The following is a 22,401-nucleotide window of genomic DNA, read 5'->3' as shown; positions in this document are numbered from 1 at the left end:
TGAACCTCCCAAAGTGCGGCCGGCCGCCCCGGGTGCTGCGCGCTCCGATCCCGCCGTGCCGCGCTGCTGCGCTCGCCCGTCGGCGCGCCGGGGATCGGCTTCACCTCAGCGGTTCTCCACCCCTGTTGGGGGTTCTTCGCTCGGATACCAGCAGAGAACCCCCAACGCGACCGGACAACCCCTTGGGATTGCCGGTGCTGCTCAGCCGGCTGACAGGTGCCACCCGGCCAATCCACGGATTCAGGCTTAAAGGTCCGCGCCACAAGTTCGTCGGGGGTTGGGCGGGCTTCGGCGGAGGGTGGATGTGCACTCTGCACAGGACCTGCCGGACCTTACCTAGTGCACCCCAGCGCGAGGCGTACACCGTCCCGCCGTGCACTACCTGTCGAGCTTGCACGCACCGGCGCCGACACGCCGCAGACACACCGGGGTCCGCGCGGCCAGGCCCCGACGAACTTACCGAGCCGACCACTGAGGTCCTGACGGTACGGCCGTGCGGCGTGGCGGACAGAGGGCCGAACGGCCGGCTGTAACACTCTCGACGCGCCGGAACCCGAAGCAAGGGTTACCTAAGTTGCCTAGGGTCGGGGTATGACTGAGCCGGTCTTGCAGATTCCGTTCGAGGACGCGTTTCGGTTCGATCCGTCGCCGACGTTCGCCGCGTTGCGGGAGGACCGCCCGGTGGCGCGGGTGCGGACGCTGGCCGGCGCCGAGGTCTGGCTGGTCACCCGGTACGACGACGTGAAACTGGTGCTCGCCGATCCGCGCTTCTCGCGCGCCGCGGTAGTGAAGCAGGGAGCACCCCGGGTCGCGCTGGCCAAGCCGATGCCGAACAGCCTGACCACCACCGACCCGCCGGAGCACAGCCGGCTGCGACGATTGGTGGTACCAACGTTCGCGCACCGGAAGATCGAGCAGACCCGGCCGTGGGTCGCAGAGCTGTCCGCGCAGCTCGCCGAGGACGTGGCGCGGGCCGGCGACGGCGCCGACATCCGGCAGCTGGTGGCGTTGCCGCTGCCGATCCAGGTGATCTGCCAGCTGCTCGGCGTACCGTACGCGGACCGCGCGCAGTTCCGGGAGTGGACCGAGCTGGGGTACAGCATGAAGATGGCCGAGAAGGATCTGGTCGAGGACGCGATGACCAACCTGACGGCGTACATCGAGGACCTGGTCACCAAGAAGCTCGCGAACACCGACCAGCCCGCCGAGGACCTGCTCGACGAGCTCGTTCGCGCCCGCGAGGAGGGCGACCGGCTCAGCCAGGACGAGCTGATCGCGTTCGGCGTGAACCTGCTCGTCGCCGGGCACGAGACGTCGGCGAACCAGATCTCGAGCTGCGTCGCCACCCTGCTGCGCTGGCCGGAGAACTGGGCCCGGCTGGTCGCCGAGCCCGGGCTGATCCCGTCGGCGATCGAGGAACTGCTGCGGTTCAACCGGTTCAGCGAGGTCGGGCAGCTCCGCGTCGCGGTCGAGGACATCGAGCTGCACGGCGTACACATCAAGGCCGGTGACGGCGTGATGGCGGCGCTCAACTCCGCGAACCGGGACCCGCGGGCGTACGACGCACCGGACGAGCTGCGGCTGGATCGGCCGGACAACAAGCACCTGTCGTTCGGCTTCGGTCCGCACTTCTGCCTCGGCGCACAACTGGCGCGGATCGAGCTGCAGGAGTCGCTGGCGGCCCTCGTCCGAAGGTTTCCGCGGATGAGCCTCGCGAAGCCGGCCGAAGAGCTCGAGTGGCGGCGCGTGCTGGTCAGCGGTCTCGCAGAACTGCCGGTGAACCTCAACCTGTGAGGTCCACCGGCAGCTCGATGAATCAGTTCTGTGAGGCGAACACGACTCCGTGCTCGGTCTCGTACTGCTCGATGAACCGCGCGGCCATCGGCTCGCTGGACGCGATCGCGTCGGCCAGCGTCTTCGCGCTGCGCTCGCGACCGGCCGGCCAGTCGGCCAGCAGCGCGTAGGCCCGCATCCGCTTCTTCTCCAGCGCCGTCGGCTCCGGCTTGTCTTCCTCCGGCTCCGGCTCGGCCTTCTGGACGACGACCGGCGCCGGATCCGGCAGGACCGGCTCGACCTTCGGGGTGGTGATCAGCGCGGGAGGCTGCGGGTCCGCCGGGCCCGCGAACGGCGACGGCGGCTTCGGCTTCTCCACCATCGGCTCGGCCTTCGGCTGCGGCGCGAACGGCTTCAGCTTCCCGTTCACGGCACCGTTGCCGTTGACCACGTGCTGCGGCTCGCCGGCGTCCTCGACCACGACCGCCTCGGCGACCGACTCGTCGGTCTCCGGTCCCTGGTCGACGATCGCCATCAGCTCACCGGTCCACGCGTCGTCGTCGCGCAGTCCGACGCCGGTGCTGTCCGCACGCCGCGGCTGGCCGCCCTCCAGCACCCAGACGGCCGCCGGTACGGCGGGACGTTCCTCGGGCTGCTCCGGCGGCGGCGAGATCGCCTTGGTCAGCTTGTTGGTGATGACCTCGTAGTTGATCCGCTCCTCGAGCATCCCGGCCAGCCGGTCCGGGTCGTACGTCGTCTCGGCGATCTTCGCCAGCCGCTCGTCCTGGTGCTCGGACCGGATGTACTCGGCAACGGTCCCGGCGATCGCCTCACGGCGGCTGCGGTTGCGGATCTGGTGCTGCGCGGCGCGCAGGCTCTCGTAGAGCGAGTAGCCGTGCTCGATCGCCAGCGAGCGCGCGAGCCAGGTCGTCTTCGGCTCACGGATCCACTGCACGATGCCGTACACCGGACCGGTGTCGCGCATCTGGCCCGCGCGACGCAACGCGTCACGGCGCCGGGCCGAGCTGTGGATCAGCCAGAGCACGTAGGCGAACGCGGACAGGCCGCCGAAGCCGAAGGCCAGGAACCGCTCCTCCGGACGCCAGTGGCCGACCACGTTGAAGACGACCGCGACGAGCGCCGCGAAGAACGACATCGCCCGGTACGCGTAGGCCTGCTCGCCCTTGCGGCGGCGCAGGTCCGCGAGCGCCGCGGTGGCGACGCCACCGAGCTCGAGCACCGCGACCGCGGGCGTGACGAGGACGATCTTGAGCAGCGTCGAGAAGCCGCTGTCCGGCCACGGGATATGGGTCACGCCGGCCCAGACCTGGCCGACCAGCGCCGCGGCAGCCGCGGTCGCGTAGAAAGCGTAGGCGACTTTGTCCGCACCGGTGAGGGGTACGTTGACCAGTTCGCCAGTACTGGTTGTGCTGGTGTTCTCCTGCAAGACGTGCACTCCTGACCGGTTTGGGCTCTCCGGCAGTTCGTCGGGTGGGTGGTACGGCGGCCCCCATAGCGCGCTGCACGAGGCTACCGGTTTCCGGCCCCGAAAGGGGAGGCGAATCCGGAAACGTCTCGAACCTCCCCGTTCCGGTCCCGGTTCTAACCTATGAATTCTTTGCAGAACGGATTTATTGACGAAGCAGGAAATTACCCCGGCATCGCGGTTCACAGCAAGATGACAGGAAACGTGCAGCGGGTCCGATGGCCGGCCGCACATCCTGGGGGCATGAGGGTCGCGGCGCGTTCGTTGAGTGTGCGGGTCGCGGCGGCGATGGTGGCGCTGGTCGCGGTGGTGAGCATCGTGATCGGCGTACTGACGACCGCAGCGATCGGCTCGTACCTGACCGGGCAGCTCGACGGCAAGGTGATGGCCGCCCAAGGGCGCGCGATGGGCGCGTTGAACAACGGGTCGTGGGGACCACCACCGGACGCGCCGCACGGGCAGGACGCCGGCACGGTGACGGTCTACGCGCAGGGCGGCAATGCGGCCGGGACAGTGGTCACTGCCGAAGGCAACGTCACCGACCTCACCGACGTGGTCGTCGGCAAGCTCGACAACCTCGCGGCCGGTCGGACCAGCACGGTCGACCTGCCCGGCCTCGGCGAGTACCGGGTGCGCGCGGCGAGCATCGACCAGGTCACCGTGATCACCGGGCTGCCGACCAAGGACATCGAGGACACGATCAACAGCCTGATCGGGTGGGAGGCGTTGTTCGGCGGGATCGGCGTACTCACCGCGGGCGGCGTCGCGGTGTTCGTCGTACGGCGTCAGTTGCGGCCGCTGCGCCGCGTCGCGCAGACGGCCCGCGAGGTGGCGGCGCTACCGCTCGACACCGGCGAGATCGGGGTGACCGCCCGGGTGCCCGACCAGCTCACCGACGAACGGACCGAGGTGGGACAGGTCGCCGTCGCGCTCAACACGTTGCTCGGGCACATGGAAGGTGCGCTCGACGCCAGGCACCGCAGCGAGCAGCAGGTCCGGCAGTTCGTGGCGGACGCGTCGCACGAGCTGCGGACGCCGCTGACGACGATCCACGGTTACGCCCAGCTGAGCCTGCACCAGCGCGATCCCGATCTGTTCGCGCACGCGATGGGCAAGGTGATGGTCGAGACCACCCGGATGGCGTCGCTGGTCGAGGACCTCCTGCTGCTTGCCCGGCTGGACGCCGGGCGGCCGCTCGACAGCCGCTCGGTCGACCTGTCGAGGCTGGCCCTCGACGCGGTCACCGACGCCCGGATCGTTGCCCCCAGCCACCATTGGGAGCTGGACCTGCCCGCCGAGCCGATCGTCGTCATCGGCGACGAGCAACGCCTGCACCAGGTCCTCGCCAACCTCCTGGCGAACGCGCGCCGGCACACCCCACCCGGCACCACTGTCACCGTCACGGCCGACCGCAGCGACCACTCCGCCTTGCTCACCGTCCACGACGACGGCCCCGGCATCCCCGCCGACCTGCTGCCCAATGTCTTCCAGCGCTTCACCCGCGCCGACACCGCCCGAACGCGCGCCACCGGCGGCACCGGCCTCGGCCTGTCCCTGGCCCGATCCATCACCGAGGCCCACAACGGCACGCTGACCCTGAGCTCGGCCCCGGGCAGCACGTCGTTCACGCTGGCGTTGCCCGCGTGAGGCGGATCTCCAGGCCATCACAATCGCCACCCGCGGCCATCGCCAGGCGGGAACGGGCCGCAGCCCACGAATTGTGATGGCCTGGAGATCCGCGTCAGCTCGCGGCGAGTGCCTTGGTGGCCTGGGCCGCGAGGATGGCGGCGCGGTTGTCGTCGGAGAGGCCGTCGGCGATCAGGACGGCGTAACGGAGGCGGAGGGTGTCGCCGGCGGGGAACGGGAGTTCCTCGGAGAAGAACGGGGCGGGGCAGACCGCCGCGAAGTCTTCCGAGCGGACGAACCACTCCGGTGGGTGGCGAACGTTGTCGGCGGCGTCGGCGACGATGATCGTCGACGCGGTGTCGGTCTCGTCCTGGCGGGCGGTGAAGCCCATCCACGGCGCGCGCTGACCGCGGAGCTCGTCGCGGCCGCTGCCCTGCGGGGCGAGGATGGTGCCGTTGGTGAACGCCCGCGGCCCGCGCCAGAACAGTCCGCCGTACCCGGCGTTCGGGCGGCCGGCGGTGGTCGGGCTGCCGATCTGGATCGTCTCGCCAGACACGTTCGTCATCGCGGTGTCGTAGACCAGCACCCAGCCGTCGTCCGCGAGCCGCGCGGTGATCGTGCGGGACTCGTCGACGACGTGCTCACCGCTCTGCCGGTGCCACGACAGGTGGTGGGCGAACCGGACCTCGTCGTCGGACACGTCGAGCGCGTCGACCCGGTCGTGGTCCTGCGAGCCGTTGTTGTCGCGTGGCTGATACCCGTCCTCATGCGCGTACGTCGGCCCGCCCCAGAAGTTGTCGTGCCCGAAGTGCGGCAGCGACCAGGACAGGCCCTTGTGCCAGAGGTGGTCCCACGGGCGGTAGACGCTGACCAGGTCGCCGGTCAGTGTCCGGATCGGGTGGAAGTACGGCCGCGGCGACTCGTACTGCGGGTCGTCCGCGTTGTAGACATAGGTGAACAGCTCGCCGCCGCCCGCCGTCACCTGGATCGACTGGTTGACGGCGTGGTTGCAGCCGAGGTTCTGCGACATTCAGCTCTCCCGTTGTCCGGTCCAGGGCGCCCCGATCTCGCTGAACAGCGCCAGCTCGTCCGAGGCCCGGTCGATCCATTGCTCGACGTCGAGGAGGATCGGCCGGCGCTCGAGTCCTTCGCCCTCCCAGCGCACCAGCTCCGGCGCGATCGGTGCCGGGTCCGGCGCCGTGCGGACCGCCTCGACCACGCGGGTGAACCCACCTGTCGCGGCCAGCGGCACGTACAGCGGCACCGCGGGGTCGGCCCGGTGCGCGAGCAGGTTCTCCAGCAGGTCAGCCCGGCCGTACTTCGTGTCGCCGATCAGATCCGACTGGTATGTGAGGACCGCGCGGCCCTCCGATCCGTGCACGATCACCGTCGCCTCGAGGTGCTCGGCCGCGCACAACGTGACCGCGATCAGGATCGGCGTACCGTGCGCGGTCGTGATCCGCACCGACGAGGTGTCGTCGGACTCGATCGGGTTCGCCCGGTACAGCTCGGTCTCGATCGACCGTACGTCGTCCACGCCGGTCGAACCGTCCAGCAGCAGCGCCGCCGCGGTCGCGTGCGCGAGCGGATTCGTCACCGCCCCGTCGACGACGTCCACACCGTCGAGCCGCCGCTTGCCGGACCAGCGCGCGCGCTGGAAGTACCGCGCCGTCCGCACCCACTTCCCCACCGCGCTGATCCCGCGGATCTCGCCGAGCTGCCCTTCGGCGATCATCGCCGCGAGCTTCAGCGTGGCCTCCGACGCCTGCGCCTGGAACCCGACCTGCAACGCCCGCCCGGTCTCGGCCACGACCGCGGACAGTTGCTCGAACTCGGCCATGGACGCGGTCGGCGGCTTCTCCAGCAGTACGTCGGCGCCCGCGCGCATCGCCAGCTCGGCCAGCGGGACGTGCGTCTGGATCGGCGTACAGATCACCACGACGTCGACCTCGGTCGCCGCGAGCAGCTCGTCCAGGCCGCCGAAGACCCGGACGCCCGGCGGCAGGTCGCCGCCGCCCCGGGGATCGGCGACCGCCACCAGCTCGGCCCGGCCGGCCTGCGCCAGCCGGGCGGCGTTACGGACATGGGAGGCGCCGTGGCCGTGGATTCCCACCACGGCCACGCGGTCCCCCGTCATCGACAATCAGTTGCCGTCAGCAACACTATTTGAGCTCCCCGTTGACCTCGTCCAGGAAGGCCTTGGCGGCCGCGTCCGGCGCCTGCCGGCCGAACAGCACCTCGGTCGTGTACCGCTGGATGATCTTCTCCACCTGACCGCCGCCGACCGGCGGGGCCGGCGAGGGGTCGCCGAGGTCCTTGCCGATGTCCTGGATGAACTTCGCGGACGCGGCGTCGGCCGGCTGCAGCTTCGGCGTCACCGAGGCGCGCACCTCGGTGTTCGGCGGCACGCCCCGCTCGGCGAGCAGTACGTCGCCGGCGGCGGTGTTGTTGGCCAGGTAGTTGACGAACTCCGCGGCCTCCTTCTGCTGCTTGGACCGCGCCGAGATCGACCAGAACATCGAACCCTTGTAGTACGAGCCGTTGTCGGCGGCCTTGCCATCGGCGCTCGGGATCCGCAGCAGCTTCAGCTGCTGGCCGGTCGCCTTGCTGAAGGCCACCAGCTGGTTGCTCCAGATGAAGCTCATCGCCAGCTTGCCGGTCGCGAACGCCGACTGGTCGAGCGACGCGTTCATGTCCTGGGAGATCGCCTCGGCCGACGGGATCGCCTTCGCGTCGCGCAGCTTCAGCACGTACTTGAAGAAGTCGGTGGTCTTCTCCGGCGAGACGCCGAGCTTGCCGTCCTTCGTCCAGAGCGACTCGCCGTTCTGCCGGGCCCACAGGTTCAGGCCGGCCTCGTTGGTGCCCAGCGCGCCGGTCCCGGTGATCTTGCCGCCGGTCTTGGTGGTGATCTCCGCGGCGATCCGGGAGAAGTCGTCCCAGGTCCACGTGGTGTCGTCCGGGATCGCCACGCCGGCGGTCTTGAAGGCCGCCGGGTTCACGACCACGGCGAACGAGTTGATGCCGGCGTTCAGCCCGTACAGGCCGCCGTCGAACTCGCCGGCGCCGAGCGTGTCCGGCTCGAACTTACCGGTGTCCAGGCCCTGCGCCTTCTTCAGGTCGAGCAGCGCGCCGCGGTCGGCGTACTCCCGCAGGTACTTCTCGTCCATCTGGATGATGTCCGGCGCGTCGTTCGCCGCGACCGTGGTGGCGAGCTTGTCCCAGTAGCCGGACCACTCGCCGAACTCACCCTTGATCGTGACGTTCGGATGGTCCTTCTGGTACGCGTCGATCACCTGCTGGGTGAGTTTGGTCCGGGTGTCCGATCCCCACCAGGTGAATCGGAGCGTGACCTTGCCGCCGGCGTCGGACGACCCGCCCGGGCCGCCGGAGTCGCCGCCGCAGGCACTGGCCGCCAGCAACGTGGTGGCCAGCGCCAGGGCCGTCAGGGCGCGTGGGATGTGCCTCATGAAGTGCACCTTTCAGGGAGTTACTTGATGCCGGTGGTCGCGATGCCCTTGATCAGGAACCGCTGGCCCAGCAGGAAGGCGAGGAAGACCGGGACGAGGGAGACGACCGACATCGCGAACATCGATCCCCACGACGAGCTGGAGGTCGAGTCGACGAACGACCGCAGCGCGACCGGGACGGTGTACATGTGCGGGTCGGTCAGGTAGATCAGCTGGCTGAAGAAGTCGTTCCAGGTCCAGATGAACGTGAAGATCGTCGTGGTGGCCAGGGCCGGCACCATCAGCGGCAGGATGATCCGCAGGAAGATCGAGGCCTTGCCGCAGCCGTCGATCCGGGCGGCCTCGTCCAGCTCGCGCGGGATGCCACGGATGAACTGCACCATCAAGAACACGAAGAACGCGTCGGTGGCCAGCAGCTTCGGCACGACCAGCGGCAGCACCGTGTTGATCCAGCCCAGGTTCGAGAACAGGATGTACTGCGGCACGATCACCACGTGGATCGGCAGCATGATGCTGAGCAGCATGATCGCGAACCAGAACTTCTTCGCGGTGAACTCCAGCCGGGCGAACGCGTAGGCCGCCATCGAGCAGGACACCAGGTTGCCGACGATCGAGCCGAGCACCACCAGCGCCGAGTTCAGCAGGTAGCGGGTGAACGGCTCGGTCAGCGCGTGCCAGCCGACCCGGTAGTTCTCGATCCGCAGGTCCTTCACCAGGATCCCGGGGTCGCGGAAGATCTCGTTGCCCGGGCGCAGCGAGCTGACCACCATCCAGATCACCGGGTACAGCATCACCAGCGCGGAGCCGGCCAGCACGACGTGGATCACCAGCGGCCGGATCCGGGACCAGGTGACGGCCGAGGACCGGCGGGTGGCGACGGTGCGGGTCAGCGTCTCGGTCGTCGTCTCAGTCGTCATAGAACACCCAGTACTTCGAGGCGAAGAAGTTCGCGGCGGTGAAGACCCCGATGATCACGAGCAGGAACCACGCCATCGCGGAGGCGTAGCCCATGTCGAAGTTCCCGAAGCCCCGGTCGTAGAGGTACAGCGTGAAGAACATCGTCGAGTCCGACGGCCCGCCGCTGCCCCCGGAGACGACGAACGCCTGGGTGAACGACTGGAACGCGTGGATGATCTGCAGCACCAGGTTGAAGAAGATGATCGGCGTCAGCAGCGGCAGCGTGATGCTGAAGAACCGCCGCAGGACGCCGGCGCCGTCGACCGACGCCGCCTCGTAGTACATCGTCGGGATCTGCCGCAGCCCGGCCAGGAAGATCACCATCGGCGACCCGAACGTCCAGACGTTCAGGACGACGAGCGTGCCGAGTGCGGTGCTCGGGTCGGAGATCCAGCCCTTGCCCTCGATGCCGAACACGTCCAGCACCTGGTTGAGCAGGCCGGTGGTGCCGAACACCTGCCGCCAGAGGATCGCGATCGCGACACTCGAGCCGAGCAGTGACGGCAGGTAGAACACCGAGCGGTAGAACGCCATCCCGCGGACGCCGCGGTCGAGGACGACGGCCAGCAGCAGCGCGATCGCCAGCTGCAGCGGCACCGAGACGAACACGTAGGTGAACGTCACGCGCAGCGAGTTGTGCAGCCGCTCGTCGGACAGCATCCGGGTGAAGTTCTCCAGGCCGATCCACTTCGGGGCCTGGATCAGGTTGTAGTCCGTGAAGGACAGGTACAGCGAGGCCAGCATCGGCCCGATCGTGATCAGGAACAGACCCAGCAACCACGGCGCCAGGAACAGATAGCCGGCCAGGTTGTCCTTCTTCTGACCTGCCGTCTTCTTGCCCCTCAGACTGCCCAGCTCACCCAGCGCACTCAATGGTCACCTCTCTTCCGTCCCCGTCGGCCTTCGGCCCGACGCTTAGGAAAGCGCTTGCCTTGGGCGGTCAAGCTAGTACAAGAAACCGGTTCCCGCAAGAGTTCATCGATGAAGGAAAGGGCCGGATCCGGACCGCTTGCGAGCTATTGACAGGACAAAGTTCCGACGCGACAGTTCTGAGCATTTGGCAACCGCTTACCGACGGAGATCCCGATGCTGCGACGTACTTTTCTCACCGGTTCGCTGACCACGGTCGCGCTCGGCGCGCTGCATCCAGGTGCGGCTCGTGCTGAGGTGGCAGCCGTGGACGAGGACTTCCTGACCCTGCTGACCGAGGCGAACCGGAAACAGATTCCGATCGTGCTCGGCAACTTTCAGAACGTTTCCGACAGTGTCCGGACCGTGGCCCGCAAGGCCCGCCGGCTCGTTTCCGGCTATGCGTGGGGACGGTCGCCGTACCATCACGACGCCACGCTCCTGGAGCCGTTGGCCTGGCTCGTCGACCAGCTCGCCGCGCGGCAGCACGAGGACGGCCTGTACGACGTCGGCAACCTGCACTCGCCGCCGGACAGCGCTTTCGCGATCCAGGACGTGTGCATGCTGTACGCCCTGCTCGACGCGGACGGCCGGCCGGAGACCGCGTCGATGCGCGCGACGCTGGCCTCGGTGATCAAGAAGGCCGGACCCGCGCTGGCGTCGGGCGGCGTCCACACGCCCAACCACCGGTGGGAGGTGTCCGCGGCACTGGCCCGGGCGCACCGCCTCTTCCCGGACCGGCGGTACGCGGCGCGGATCGACGACTGGCTCGACGAGGGCATCGACGCGACCCCGGACGGGATCTACAGCGAGCGCAGCTCGACGTACGCCGCCGAGGTGACGAACCCGTGCCTGCTGACGATCGCCTGGCTGTACGACAAGCCGGCTCTGCTCGACTACGTGCAGCGGAATCTCGACGTCACGCTGTACCTGCTCGAGCCGAACGGCGAGGTGGACACGACCGCGTCGCGCCGGCAGGACCAGAAGGGCATCCGCGAGGTCTGGTGGTACCTGACGCAGTTCCGCGAGCTGGCGCTGCACACCGGAGACGGCCGGTTCACGACCGTCGCCAAGAGCATCGAGGCGCGCGGAACCGGTGAACTCGGGGATTTCCTCGCCGAGGTGCTGGAGCGGCCGGAGCTGTCCGCGGTACTGCCGGCCGCGACCCCGGCGCCTACGGACTTCGTGCAGCACTACCCGTCGCAGGCCTCGGCGCGGATCCGCCACCGGGCTCGGACGGCAACCGTTTTCGGCGGCACCGACTTCCACGACATCCCGGTGATCTCGTCGGGCCTGTCGACGAACCCGACCTTCTTCAAGCTCCGCAACGGTGCGGCGATCCTCGACTCGGTCCGGCTGTCACCGCAGTTCTTCAGCACCGGTCATTTCCGCAGCGACGGGCTGCGGCGTACGGCGCCCGGTACGTTCAAGCTGCAGCAGGAGGTGCAGGTCCCGTACCACCTGCCGCTCCCGAAGCGCTACCGCCGGGCGGACGGCCGCTACGCACTCACTCCTGAGGGCCGTTTCTACGCATCCATGGACTTCCCGCACCGCCCGAAGCAGTACCGGGTACTGCGGACCGAGATCACCGTCGCCGAGGTTCCGTCCGGCTACGACCTGACGTTCGACTTCGCCGGAGACGAGACCGGCTACGCCGTCGAGCTCTGCTTCCGCCCGGGCGGCACCCTGAGCGGCGTGGACCAGTTGGATGCCGCAGGCAACTACCAGCTGGCGTCGGGGACCGGCAGCTACACCGTCGGCACGGACCGGATCGAGTTCGGCCCGGGCAACGGCGCCGCCCGGGTCGCGATGGACCCGGGCGAGCGCTACACCTACCTGGGCGGCAGCCTCACCCCGGACGGCCTGCGCGTGTACCTGACCGGCCGGACACCGGGGCGTCAGGTGCTCCGGCTGCGCACGTCCTGATCAAGCGGTCCGCACGACGGTTTCCAGCGAGCCGTCGTGCGGAATCCGCAGTACGTGAACGCGCCGCCGCTGGTCCCGCAGATACGTCCGCGACGACGTGCTGAGCGTCGCCGGACGGCGTGCCGACCAGGTGATGGCGATCGTGGCCGCGCCGCGGCGGATCACGATGCCGTCGGCGCTCGCCGTCCGCGTCTCGCCGTACGGCACGACGGTGCCGTCCGAGAACACCACCTCGTCGCCCGGCTGCAGCACCAACGGGATCTGCTCCGTTGCGGCGCCCGTCGCGGTGACCCGGCGGCTGACCGAGTGCGAGCCGATGACGAGCTCCGTCGACACCGAGCTGTCGGGCGTGCGGTAGCGGACCAGGTCATTCGACGGGTATTCCGCGACCAGGTTGGTTTCGGCATCCGCCTTGCCGGCGCGGATCGTGCCCCAGCAGCCGGTCGCGGTCTGCTGCGCGTGGATCACGGTGCCTGCTGCCGGGTGCCACAGGAAGCCGGTCCCGGCTTTCACCGCGCTGCCTTGCCGCTCGCCGAAGAACGCGCCGAGGTACAGACCGGGCCGGCGGACGTAGAGGTAGTCCTGGTTGCCGTCGTTCTCGTGGCGGCGCTCGGTGAAGTTGTCGCGGCTCAGGTACGGGATGTTCGCGATCGCGGCGCGCTTGGCGGACCGGGTCGGCAGCGTCTCGCCGTACGGCGCGTGCGCGATGATGCGCGGCGACGTGTCCTGCTTGGCCAGGGCCGGCACCGGCGCCGGCTCGGCGGCCCACGACTGGCGGGTCGCGGCCTTGTCCTCGCGGGAGGTGAAGAACGCCCCGAGGTTCGGGACGGCCGGGACGAAGTGCGAGCCGAGGATGCTCCGGTCGGGGTCCGGGATCACGTCGTCGTAGTACGCGACCGAGGTCCGGTCGGAGACCGCGTAGTACGTCAGCCAGCCGGAGCCGTCGGGCTCGCGGAGCAGGTTGTAGCCGAACCAGTCGGTGAACTTGCGCGTCATCGAGACCAGCAGCGGGTTCCTGGTCTGCAGGTAGAGCTCGGCCATCTCCGGCAGCATGACCTCGAAGTTGTAGTTGATATCCATGCCGCGCGGGTCATAGAAGAACCCGGCCGGACTCTGCGCCCACTTCGCGACGAACCGGATCCGGTCCTGCAGCTTGAGCCACCGGGCCTGGTCGGGCAGCAGCCGCAGCGTCAGTGCCGAGCCGGCCACTCCGGCGACGGCCTGGTTCGTGTACTCGAACGGGTCGTCCCAGACGACCGAGTTGCCCGGGTCCAGGTACCAGTCGACGCCCTTGCGCAGGGCACCTTCCAGCTGGGTCCGCCGGGTCGGCAAGGCCTTCGCCTGGCGCAGATTGGCCAGTGTCTTGGCCAGGTAGCCGATTCCGAAACCGCTGGATGCTTTTCCGCGCTCGCCTGGGGAGTACTCCGGCCACGAACCGTCCGGGTTCTGCAGACCCAGATAGTGCTGTAGCGCGGCGTCGAGCCGGCCGAGGAGTGCGCTGTCGCGGTAGTACGGGTTCCAGGCACGTTGGTTGGCGTAGAACCAGCTGAGCGTGAAAACGTGTTCCTGGACCCGGGAGTTGTACGGCTGGGCCGGCGTCCGCCACCAGCCGCCGCCCATGAAGCCGTACGGGTCGGTGTCGACGATGTCGTTCGTCATCGGCGCGAGGATCACCAGGTACCCCGCGAACCGCTGCTCGCCGGGCGTGAACAGTCGCCGGTCCGGCGCCCCGGCCGGCAGACCCGCCAGCAACGGCAGCCCAGCGGCACGGGCCGGGGCGGCCGTCACAGCGGGGACCAGACCGGCGCCGACGGCACCGAGCAGCACGGTACGACGTTTGACGTGCATGAGTGAGCTCCTGAAGTAGTTTTCAGCGGACGGTGAGAACGGCGAACTCGGGATCGGGCGCAGGTGGTGGCAGCGGTCGAGCTCGAGGGCCCGCGACTGCCAGCCGGAGACCTGCCGGAGGACGACCTCGCGGTGCTGTTGATGCTCGATCGAGAGCTCGTACGCCGCGAACCCAGACGCCGTACTTGTGTTTGCCCTTGTACGTGGTGCCGGGGTCGCCGCCCGGCACGTCGTGCGGCGACTCAGCATGGGCGCTCTCCTCGCGACGATCGGGACTGCGGCGAGTTTTCTGCGCCGCAGCAGCTGTGGTCAAGGCCTCGGCTTTAGTAATCCGAATTAGCAGCGTCGGCGAGCTCTTGACGCCGCTCGGGCAGCTGTTCTAGTGTCCCCGGCAATCCGTATTACTGCGAAGGATCGATCGATGCCGGACAAGGCGACCGCCCGACTCACCCAGCGCGACATCGCGCGGCTGGCCAAGGTCAGCCAGACGACCGTCTCGCTGGTGCTGAACAACCGCAGCGACGCGAGCGCGCGGATCCCGGCCGAGACCCGCGACCGGGTGCTGAAGGTGATCCGCGAGACCGGCTACCAGGCCGATCCGCTGGCCCGCCGGATGACCAAGCAGCGCAACCAGATCCTCGGCGTGTTCACCTACGAGTCGGTGTTCCCGAGTGCGAGCGGCGACTTCTACCACCCGTTCCTGGCCGGTATCGAGGATCGCGCCGAGCGGCTCGGGTGGGATCTGTTGCTGTTCACCAGTGCGCCGGTGACCGACGGCCACCGGCGGATCTTCCACGAGAACAACCGGCTCCGGATCGCCGACGGCTGCCTGCTGCTCGGGCGCGAGATCCCGGCCGACGAGCTGGCCCGGTTGATCGCCGAGGACTACCCGTTCGTCTCGGTCGGCCGCCGCGACGACGCCGGCGGCCCGGTGCCGTACGTCGGCGCCGACTACGGCACAGCCACGCGGACGGTCGCGGAGCGGGCACAGGCGCTCGGTCACCGGCGGATCGCGTTCGTCGGGCTCGGCGAGGGCGCCGAGTCGTCGGCGGACCGGTTGCGCGGCTTCCGGGAGGCGGCCGGCCCGCGCGCGCCGCACCTGCCGACGCTCGACCGAACGCCCGGCGAGGTGCTCGACGACCTGCTGGACCGCCGGATCACCGCCGCGTTCGTCGAGGAGCGCGCGGACGCGATCGCGCTGTACGCCGCGGCGGCCGAGCGCGGGGTCGACGTACCGGGTGACCTGTCCGTGGTCGCGCTCGGCGACGCCACCCGAGCGGCGGCCAGCGACCTGGACTTCTCCGGCTTCCACGTCCCGCGGCGGGCGATGGGCGTCCGCGCGGTCGAGCTGCTCGAGGCAGTCCTCAGCGGCACGGCCACCGAGCAGCAACTGCTGCTGCCCTGCGAACTGACCGACGGAATCACACTCACTCCACCCGAAGGTGCCTGAATGCATACCGATGTCCTTGTGATCGGCGGCGGACTCGGCGGCGTCGCCGCGGCTCTCGCCGCGCTGCGTGCCGGTCGCTCGGTGATCATGACCGAGGAGTTCGACTGGCTCGGCGGCCAGCTGACCAGCCAGGCCGTCCCGCCGGACGAGCACACGTGGGTCGAGCAGTTCGGCGTCACGGCGTCGTACCGGGCGCTGCGTGACGGCATCCGTGACTACTACCGCCGCCACTACCCGCTGACCGAGGCGTCGCGGGCCGCTGCTCACCTCAACCCGGGCGCCGGTTACGTGTCCAGGCTCTGCCACGAGCCACGTGTCGCGCTCGCGGTGCTGGAGGCGATGCTCGCGCCGTACCGGGCCGGTCGCCGGCTCCAGGTCCTGCAGCCGTACCGTCCGGTCGCGGCCGACACCGACGGCGATCGGGTCACCGCGGTCACGGTGCAGCATCGCGACACCGAGGAGCGGCTGACGCTGACCGCGCCGTACATCCTCGACGCGACCGAGACGGGCGAGCTGCTGCCGCTGACCGGGACGGAGTACGTCACCGGCTTCGAGGCGCAGAGCCAGACCGGTGAGCCGAGTGCGCCCGCCGAGGCGCAACTGCTGAACATGCAGGCGGTCTCGTACTGTTTCGCGGTCGACCATGTGGACGGCGACGGTGTCGACATGGTCGGGGACAAGCCGGCGAACTACGCCTTCTGGCGGAACTACCAGCCGTCGTTCTGGGGTGATCGGCTGCTGTCCTGGACCGCGCCGAACCCGCGCACCCTGGAGAGCTCGCGGCGGACCTTCACGCCCAACCCCGACGACGATCCGCTCGCGGTGGTCGCGGACCAGCGGCGGACGGGCGGTGACACGAACCTGTGGACGTTCCGCCGGATCGCGGCCCGCCGGCACTTCGTCCCGGGGACGTACGCGAGCGACATCTGCCTGGTGAACTGGCCGATGATCGACTACTTCGAGGGCCCGGTGATCGACGTACCGGACGCGGCGAAGCATCTCGCGGCGGCGCGCGAACTCTCGCACTCCGTCCTCTACTGGCTGCAGACCGAGGCGCCGCGGCCCGACGGCGGCACCGGCTTTCCCGGTCTCCGGTTGCGCGCGGATGTGGTCGGCTCCGCGGACGGTCTGGCGCAGGCGCCGTACATCCGCGAGTCCCGGCGGATCAAGGCGGAGTACACCGTCGTCGAGCAGGACCTGTCGGTCGCGGTCCGCGGTGAGCGCGGCGCGGTCGAGTACGACGACAGCGTCGGCGTCGGCATGTACCGGATCGACCTGCACCCGTCGACCGGCGGCGACAACTACATCGACGTGGCGAGCAGCCCGTTCCGGATCCCGCTCGGCGCGCTGCTCCCGGAGCGGGTGGAGAACCTGCTGCCCGCGAACAAGAACCTCGGCACCACCCACATCACCAACGGCTGTTACCGGCTGCACCCCGTCGAGTGGAACATCGGCGAGTCCGCCGGCGCGCTCGCGGCGTACTGCCTGGACCGCGGCGTCGCGCCGCGGGCGGTCCGCAACACCCCTGCGCTGCTCGCCGAGTTCCAGGACCGCCTGGTTGCTCAGGGCATCGAACTCGCCTGGCCGGCCGTCGCCGGCTACTGATGGAGGACTCCCATGAAGATCCTGACAGCGGCGTTGACCGCCGCGGCACTGCTGACGGCGGCCGGCTGCGGGGGCGGATCCGGCTCCGGCTCGGGCTCGGGTGACAGCGGGCCGATCGACCTGCGGATGACGATCTGGAGCGCGAACGCCAAGCACGTCGCGCTGTTCGACCAGATCGCCGCCGCCTACAAGAAGGACCATCCGGAGATCGGCAAGATCACCTTCGAGTCGATCCCGTTCGACAGCTACACGACCACCCTGACCACGCAGATCGGCGGCGGCAACGTGCCCGACCTGGCGTGGATCTTCGAGAGCAACGCGCCGGACTTCGTCAGCTCGGGCGCGCTCGAGCCGATCGACAAGGACGCCGACCTGCTGCCGAGCACGACGGCCAACTGGGAGAAGGACGGCAAGCTGTACGCGTACCCGTTCTCCACCTCGCCGCTGGGGGTGTTCGTGAACACCGACCTGGTGAAGGCGGCGGGGCGGCCGGCTCCGGCCCAGCAGATCGCCTCCGGGACGTGGACCTGGGAGGAGGCCGCCAAGACCGCGGCCGCCGTCCAGGCGCGCGGCAAGGGCGGTGTCGTGGTCGGCGACTTCGACTACAAGGGCTGGGACACGCTGAACGCGATCTGGGCAGGATGGGGCGCGCGGCCGTGGAGCGAGGACGGCAAGACCTGCCAGTTCGACCAGCCGGCGATGGTGGACGCGATGACGTTCGTCCACAAGCTGATCTTCACCGACAAGGGCATGCCGGGTCCCGGTGTGACGAAGGACTTCTACGCCGGCGACTCGGCGATGGTCGTGACGCAGATCAGCCGCGCCGCCCTGCTGGAGAAGGCCAAGTTCCAGTGGGATCTGGTGCCGTTGCCCAAGGGCCCGTCGGGTGGGTACTCCGTCGTCGGGCAGGCCGGAATCGGTGTCTTCAAGCGCGGCAAGCACGCCGACGCGGCCAAGCAGTTCCTGGCGTACTTCAGCAACGCTGAGAACTCGGCGAAGCTCGCGCAGTTCTTCCCGCCGCCGCGCAAGTCCCAGCTGAACTCGGCCACGCTGGCCAAGGCCAACCCGCTGCTCAAGCCGGCCCAGCTGGACAGCGTCGTGGTCAAGGGCATCGAGAACGGCACGATCAAGCCCAGCCACACCGGGTACGCCGAGGTGCAGCAGACCGTCCGCGCCGCGCTCGATCCGCTGTGGAAGCCGGACGCGGACGTCAAGAGCGTGCTGTCCGGTGTCTGCTCGAAGATCAACCCCCTGCTGGCGAAATGACCTTGCTCCTCGACAAGTCGGCGCCTCCGGTGGCGCCGGCGGAGCGCGCGCCGTACTGGACGATGCGGCGGCGGGACACGTTGGCCGGCTGGCTGATGGTCCTGCCGCAGCTCGCCGGGATCGTGGCCTTCGTCCTCGTGCCGCTCGGGCTGGTGGTCTGGTACAGCGTGCACGAGTGGAACGTGCTCGGCGGGACGTTCGAGTTCGTCGGCGGCGACAACTACGCGGCGCTGGCGTCCGACGCCCGCCTGGGTCCGGTGCTCAGGGCAACGGGGTTGTTCTCGGTCGGTCTGGTCGTGCTGAACCTCAGCCTCGCGCTGTTCCTGGCCGTGCTGCTGAACCAGAAACTGCGCGGAACGGTGATTTTCCGGACCCTGTTCTTCTCGCCGGTCGTGGTGACGCTGGTGGCCTGGACGATCGTCTGGGGTTTCCTGCTCCAGGACAACGGCGGAATCAACGGTTTCCTGAATTTCCTGGGCGTCGACGGGCCGAACTGGCTGCGGTCCGGCGGCACGGCGATGGCGTCGGTGATCGTCGTCCAGCTGTTCAAGAACGTCGGCCTCAACATGGTGCTGTTCCTGGCCGCGCTGCAGGGTGTCCCCGCGGAGCTGTACGAAGCGGCCCGGATCGACGGCGCGTCCGCGTGGGCACGGTTCCGGCGGGTGACCGTGCCGCTGATCAGTCCGACGATCCTGCTGACGATGATCCTGACCATCGTCGGCTCGCTGCAGGTGTTCGCGCAGATCGCCGTACTGACCCAGGGCGGGCCGGAGACGTCGACGACCGTGCTCGTCTACTACCTGTACCAGCAGGCGTTCCAGTTCCATCACTTCGGCTACGGCGCGACGCTCTCGCTGCTGCTGTTCTTCATCGTCCTGGTGCTGACCGTCGTCCAATGGCGGATGCGTCGTAGGTGGGTGTTCCATGAGGCTTAAGTTGGTGGTGTACGGCGTACTGCTGGTGTGCTGTGTGCCGTTCGTGTTCCCGATCTGGTGGATGGCGACGACGTCGCTGAAACCGGTGTCCGAGATCTTCGCGTTCCCGCCCTCGCTGGTCCCGGGATCGCCGACGTTGGACGCCTATCGCCAGGTGTTCGCGTTGCAGCCGTTCGGCCGCCAGTACCTGAACAGCCTCTACATCGCGCTGGTCGTCACCCTCGGGACGCTGGCCGTGTCGGCGCTCGCCGGGTACGCGTTCGCGCGGATCCGGTTCCGCGGCGCCGGGATCGTGTTCGTGATCGTGCTGAGCGGTCTCCTCGTGCCGAACGAGGTGACGATCATCCCGCTGTACCGGATGTTCGACGCCTTCGGCCTGGTGGACACGCACTGGCCGCTGATCCTGATCCCGATGCTCGGCGCGCCGAGCGTGCTGGCGACGTTCATCATGCGGCAGTTCTTCATCACCCTGCCCTCCGAACTGGAGGAGGCCGGCAGGGTCGACGGGCTGGGTCGCTTCGGCCTGTTCTGGCGGGTCTGCCTCCCGCTGGCCCGGCCGGCGATCGGGGCGGTGTCGATCTTCACGTTCCTGCACAGCTGGAACCTCTACCTCGAACCGATCGTGTTCCTGTCCTCGAAGCAGAAGTTCACCGTCCCGCAGGCCCTCACCCAGTACGTCGACGCGTACGGCGGGCCGATGTGGAACACCCAGCTCGCCGCCGCGACCCTGTCCGCGCTGCCCGTCCTGATCATCTTCGTCCTGGCCCAGCGCCAGTTCGTCGAAGGCCTGGCCCAGACCGGTCTGAAGGGCTGACCGTCAGCCGAAGTCGCGCTCGGCCTCCGGGGGCAGCTCGCGGATCCTGCGCGCGCCCTTGTTCGTCCGCCGCCGCAGGACCGCGAAGTTGCCGATCAGGTCGACTGCTTCGGGCATGGCCTTCGTCAGCCACAAGGACAGGCCGAGCGACCACCTGCCGGTCACGTCCTTGACCTCGAACCGGACGACGGTCTTGCCGATCCGCACGCGGTGGTACGGCAGGTTCTCGTGCAAATACACTCCGGCGGCGCGCGCGGACTCGGTGAAGCCCTTCTCGAGCAGGGACGCCCGGATCTCCCTGGCCGCCATGTCACGGAGATCCTGGGCACTGACGTGCGAGACGTCGTACTCACCGGTCTGGAAACCGCTGGCGGACTCGGGCTGCGCCACCGATTCAGTCAGGTGCAGCACCGCCCGCAGCTCCTCCACGCGCGGCGCCGGATCGAAGAACGCCTTCGCGTACCTGACCAGATCGGGCTGGTCGGTCGACTGCAGTGCGGACAGCGGGTCGTCGTCCTCGGCGTACACCGCGTCGGTCAGGTCCTGATACTCCGCCGGCCAGCGCAACTGCAGTCCGACGAGCCCGGCGATCAGCCGCGGGTTCGCCGAGATGGCGCGGACGCCGGCGATCCGGAGCAGCAGCAGGAACGAGTTGATGAAGCGCTTGACCTGCCGCGGGTTCACCGCGAGCCCCAGCGTGGCGACGTCGTACGCGATAGCGCCGAAGTCGTCGGGCAGCGAACCCTTCGGCGGGCTCCACCCCGGCACCAGCTCGTTCAGGAAGACGCCGGCCTGGATGTCCAGCCGCGGCACCCGGAACGGGACCTGCACCATCTTCTCGATGAACACGTGCCCCGACGCGTACGGGTACTTCGCGGCAACCGCGCGGACCAGGACGTCGTAGTCGAGGGCCAGGACGAACACGAACCCCGGCACGTCCAGCACCAGGTTGATCGCCTCCAGCAACGACACCACCTTGGCCGGCGAGCACCGGTCCAGATCGTCGACGAGCACCACGATCCGGCGCTTCCCGAGCGCGCCGGCGATCGCCCTCAGGTCCTGGTACGGCCGGACGTAGGCCGAGTCGAGCGCCGCGGCGTACCCCGCGTCGGGCGCCGCCGGGGCGAACGCCGCGCCGGGGTCGACCTTCACCGGGCCGAGGCTGATCGTCACGCTGCGGACCACCGACGCCAGCGCCGACCGGACCTTCTCGGTCAGCTTCGGGTCGTTGAGCCCCGGGCTGGCGCTGTAGATCGCGTTGAGCATCGGTACGACGATGTGCTCGGCCCGCTCGTACCGCCAGGCGTCGAACGGCACCGTCAGCACACCGGCGTCCTTCGCGAGCTCGGCCCGGATCGCGTTCAGCAGCGACGACTTCCCGCTGCCCCAGGACCCGTAGATGCCCACGGTGAACTGCGGCGGCGACCCGCCCCGGATCGCGGCCGCGATCGCCTCCGCGTACGCCTGGAACCCCATCGTGGGCTGCTCGCTCGGCGTGTCAGCCACGATCGGCAACAACTCAGCCGCCACCGTCTCCTCCCCGGTTGCCATTGTGCCGACCGGCCACCGGCGAGGGAACGGCTCGCGCCCGCGTGGAAAAATGGGTCTGTGAGTTTCCATGCGGCCGCGTTCATCGCCACCAGCCTCGACGGGTACATCGCGCGTACCGACGGTTCCATCGACTGGCTCACCAGCCGGGCCGAGCACGCCGGCGAGACCGGGTACGACGAGTTCCTGGCGTCGGTGGACACCGTCGTCGTCGGACGGAACACGTACCAGCTGGCCTGCACCTTCGACAGCTGGCCGTACGAAGGCAAGCAGGTCGAGGTGCTGAGCACCACGCTCGACCCGGACACCGACGACCGCATCCTCGTCCACCGCACCCTGGACGCCCTGGTCGAGACACTCGACGACCGCGGCGCCCAACGCATCTACGCCGACGGCGCGGCCACCATCCAGACCTTTCTCGCGGCCGGCCTCCTGAACGAGCTCACCATCACCACAGCCCCCGTCCTCCTGGGCGCCGGCATCCCGCTCTTCGGCCCCGTCCCGGCCGACATCCCCCTCAACCACAACGCCACCCGGACCCTGAAGGCCGGCTTCACCCAGTCCGACTACACCGTCGTGCGCTAGAGAAAGCGCGGCGCGAGCCGATCCGCCGTACGGAAGGCGAAAGCGAGCGGCCGCGCCACGCCCGCCACCAGCCCGCCGACGAGCGGCCCTCGACGCCGGGCGGAAACCCGCGGCGGGAGCGCCGCGAACAGCGTGGCGAGACCCGGCAGCGGACGGCTGAACACCGTCAACTCGACGGTCCTGCCCTGTCGTCGGTCCGCACCAGA

General features: G+C 69.2%; 18 protein-coding genes. 9 read left to right on the top strand and 9 right to left on the bottom strand.

Annotated elements, in window-relative coordinates; genetic code table 11:
- Positions 1-591 precede the first annotated feature (591 nt).
- Entirely contained in the window at positions 592-1,794 is a 1,203-nt protein-coding gene (locus tag AB0I12_RS39840) for a cytochrome P450 (protein WP_359940772.1), read from the top strand.
- A 22-nt stretch (positions 1,795-1,816) separates the two neighbouring features.
- Here AB0I12_RS39840 and AB0I12_RS39835 read toward each other — a convergent pair whose 3' ends face one another.
- On the bottom strand, positions 1,817-3,220 hold the full coding sequence (locus tag AB0I12_RS39835) for a hypothetical protein (protein ID WP_359940769.1): 1,404 nt from the start codon (positions 3,218-3,220) through the stop codon (positions 1,817-1,819).
- Positions 3,221-3,502: 282 nt separating this feature from the next.
- Here AB0I12_RS39835 and AB0I12_RS39830 point away from each other — a divergent pair, with 282 nt between their 5' ends.
- The gene (locus AB0I12_RS39830; RefSeq protein ID WP_359940766.1) at positions 3,503-4,906 is read left to right on the top strand and encodes a HAMP domain-containing sensor histidine kinase; all 1,404 of its coding nucleotides are present in this window, start codon (positions 3,503-3,505) and stop codon (positions 4,904-4,906) included.
- Between the two features lie 94 nt (positions 4,907-5,000).
- On the opposite strand, the gene AB0I12_RS39825 is transcribed toward AB0I12_RS39830, so the two are convergent.
- The 5 genes from AB0I12_RS39825 to AB0I12_RS39805 are packed head-to-tail and all read right to left on the bottom strand — an operon-like array spanning position 5,001 to position 10,182.
- The gene (locus tag AB0I12_RS39825; protein ID WP_359940763.1) at positions 5,001-5,915 is read right to left on the bottom strand and encodes a PmoA family protein; all 915 of its coding nucleotides are present in this window, start codon (positions 5,913-5,915) and stop codon (positions 5,001-5,003) included.
- Entirely contained in the window at positions 5,916-7,022 is a 1,107-nt protein-coding gene (locus tag AB0I12_RS39820) for a Gfo/Idh/MocA family oxidoreductase (RefSeq protein ID WP_359940760.1), read from the bottom strand.
- A 25-nt stretch (positions 7,023-7,047) separates the two neighbouring features.
- On the bottom strand, positions 7,048-8,352 hold the full coding sequence (locus tag AB0I12_RS39815) for a sugar ABC transporter substrate-binding protein (protein ID WP_359940757.1): 1,305 nt from the start codon (positions 8,350-8,352) through the stop codon (positions 7,048-7,050).
- Positions 8,353-8,372: 20 nt separating this feature from the next.
- On the bottom strand, positions 8,373-9,269 hold the full coding sequence (locus tag AB0I12_RS39810; protein WP_359940754.1) for a carbohydrate ABC transporter permease: 897 nt from the start codon (positions 9,267-9,269) through the stop codon (positions 8,373-8,375).
- Entirely contained in the window at positions 9,259-10,182 is a 924-nt protein-coding gene (locus AB0I12_RS39805) for a sugar ABC transporter permease (RefSeq protein ID WP_359940752.1), read from the bottom strand. The genes AB0I12_RS39810 and AB0I12_RS39805 overlap by 11 nt, the downstream gene beginning before the upstream one ends.
- Before the next feature lie 213 nt (positions 10,183-10,395).
- On the opposite strand from AB0I12_RS39805, the gene AB0I12_RS39800 reads away from it, so the two are divergent.
- Positions 10,396-12,144: a hypothetical protein gene (locus AB0I12_RS39800; protein WP_359940750.1), complete on the top strand. Its 1,749-nt coding sequence runs from the start codon at positions 10,396-10,398 to the stop codon at positions 12,142-12,144.
- On the opposite strand, the gene AB0I12_RS39795 is transcribed toward AB0I12_RS39800, so the two are convergent.
- On the bottom strand, positions 12,145-13,992 hold the full coding sequence (locus AB0I12_RS39795; protein ID WP_359940747.1) for a hypothetical protein: 1,848 nt from the start codon (positions 13,990-13,992) through the stop codon (positions 12,145-12,147). It abuts the gene before it with no gap.
- 421 nt (positions 13,993-14,413) lie between these two features.
- Here AB0I12_RS39795 and AB0I12_RS39790 point away from each other — a divergent pair, with 421 nt between their 5' ends.
- Genes AB0I12_RS39790 through AB0I12_RS39770 form a run of 5 tightly spaced genes read left to right on the top strand, consistent with a single transcriptional unit; the run spans position 14,414 to position 20,062 of the window.
- Positions 14,414-15,442, top strand: coding sequence for a LacI family DNA-binding transcriptional regulator (locus tag AB0I12_RS39790; RefSeq protein ID WP_359940744.1), 1,029 nt, complete (start codon positions 14,414-14,416; stop codon positions 15,440-15,442).
- Positions 15,443-17,047 carry an FAD-dependent oxidoreductase gene (locus AB0I12_RS39785; protein WP_359940741.1) on the top strand — a complete coding sequence of 535 codons (1,605 nt, stop codon included), beginning with the start codon at positions 15,443-15,445 and terminating at the stop codon, positions 17,045-17,047.
- A 12-nt stretch (positions 17,048-17,059) separates the two neighbouring features.
- Complete coding sequence (locus AB0I12_RS39780; protein ID WP_359940738.1) at positions 17,060-18,313, top strand: sugar ABC transporter substrate-binding protein; 1,254 nt, start codon at positions 17,060-17,062, stop codon at positions 18,311-18,313.
- A complete protein-coding gene (locus AB0I12_RS39775; RefSeq protein ID WP_359940736.1) occupies positions 18,310-19,248 on the top strand; it encodes a sugar ABC transporter permease in 939 nt (312 codons plus the stop codon). The genes AB0I12_RS39780 and AB0I12_RS39775 overlap by 4 nt, the downstream gene beginning before the upstream one ends.
- A complete protein-coding gene (locus tag AB0I12_RS39770; protein WP_359940733.1) occupies positions 19,238-20,062 on the top strand; it encodes a carbohydrate ABC transporter permease in 825 nt (274 codons plus the stop codon). Before AB0I12_RS39775 ends, AB0I12_RS39770 begins: the two co-directional genes overlap by 11 nt.
- A gap of 3 nt (positions 20,063-20,065) precedes the next feature.
- On the opposite strand, the gene AB0I12_RS39765 is transcribed toward AB0I12_RS39770, so the two are convergent.
- Positions 20,066-21,592, bottom strand: a complete 1,527-nt coding sequence (locus AB0I12_RS39765; protein ID WP_359940730.1) for a P-loop NTPase fold protein — start codon at positions 21,590-21,592, stop codon at positions 20,066-20,068.
- Positions 21,593-21,670: 78 nt separating this feature from the next.
- Between AB0I12_RS39765 and AB0I12_RS39760 the strand changes: the two genes are divergently transcribed.
- Entirely contained in the window at positions 21,671-22,195 is a 525-nt protein-coding gene (locus tag AB0I12_RS39760) for a dihydrofolate reductase family protein (RefSeq protein ID WP_359940727.1), read from the top strand.
- Here the strand turns inward: AB0I12_RS39760 and AB0I12_RS39755 are convergent.
- Positions 22,192-22,365 carry a hypothetical protein gene (locus AB0I12_RS39755; protein ID WP_359940724.1) on the bottom strand — a complete coding sequence of 58 codons (174 nt, stop codon included), beginning with the start codon at positions 22,363-22,365 and terminating at the stop codon, positions 22,192-22,194. The genes AB0I12_RS39760 and AB0I12_RS39755 overlap by 4 nt on opposite strands.
- Positions 22,366-22,401: the final 36 nt, after the last annotated feature.

Source organism: Kribbella sp. NPDC050459, assembly GCF_040655315.1.
Classification (GTDB): domain Bacteria; phylum Actinomycetota; class Actinomycetes; order Propionibacteriales; family Kribbellaceae; genus Kribbella.
This window is presented reverse-complemented; position numbering and strand designations above follow the sequence as displayed.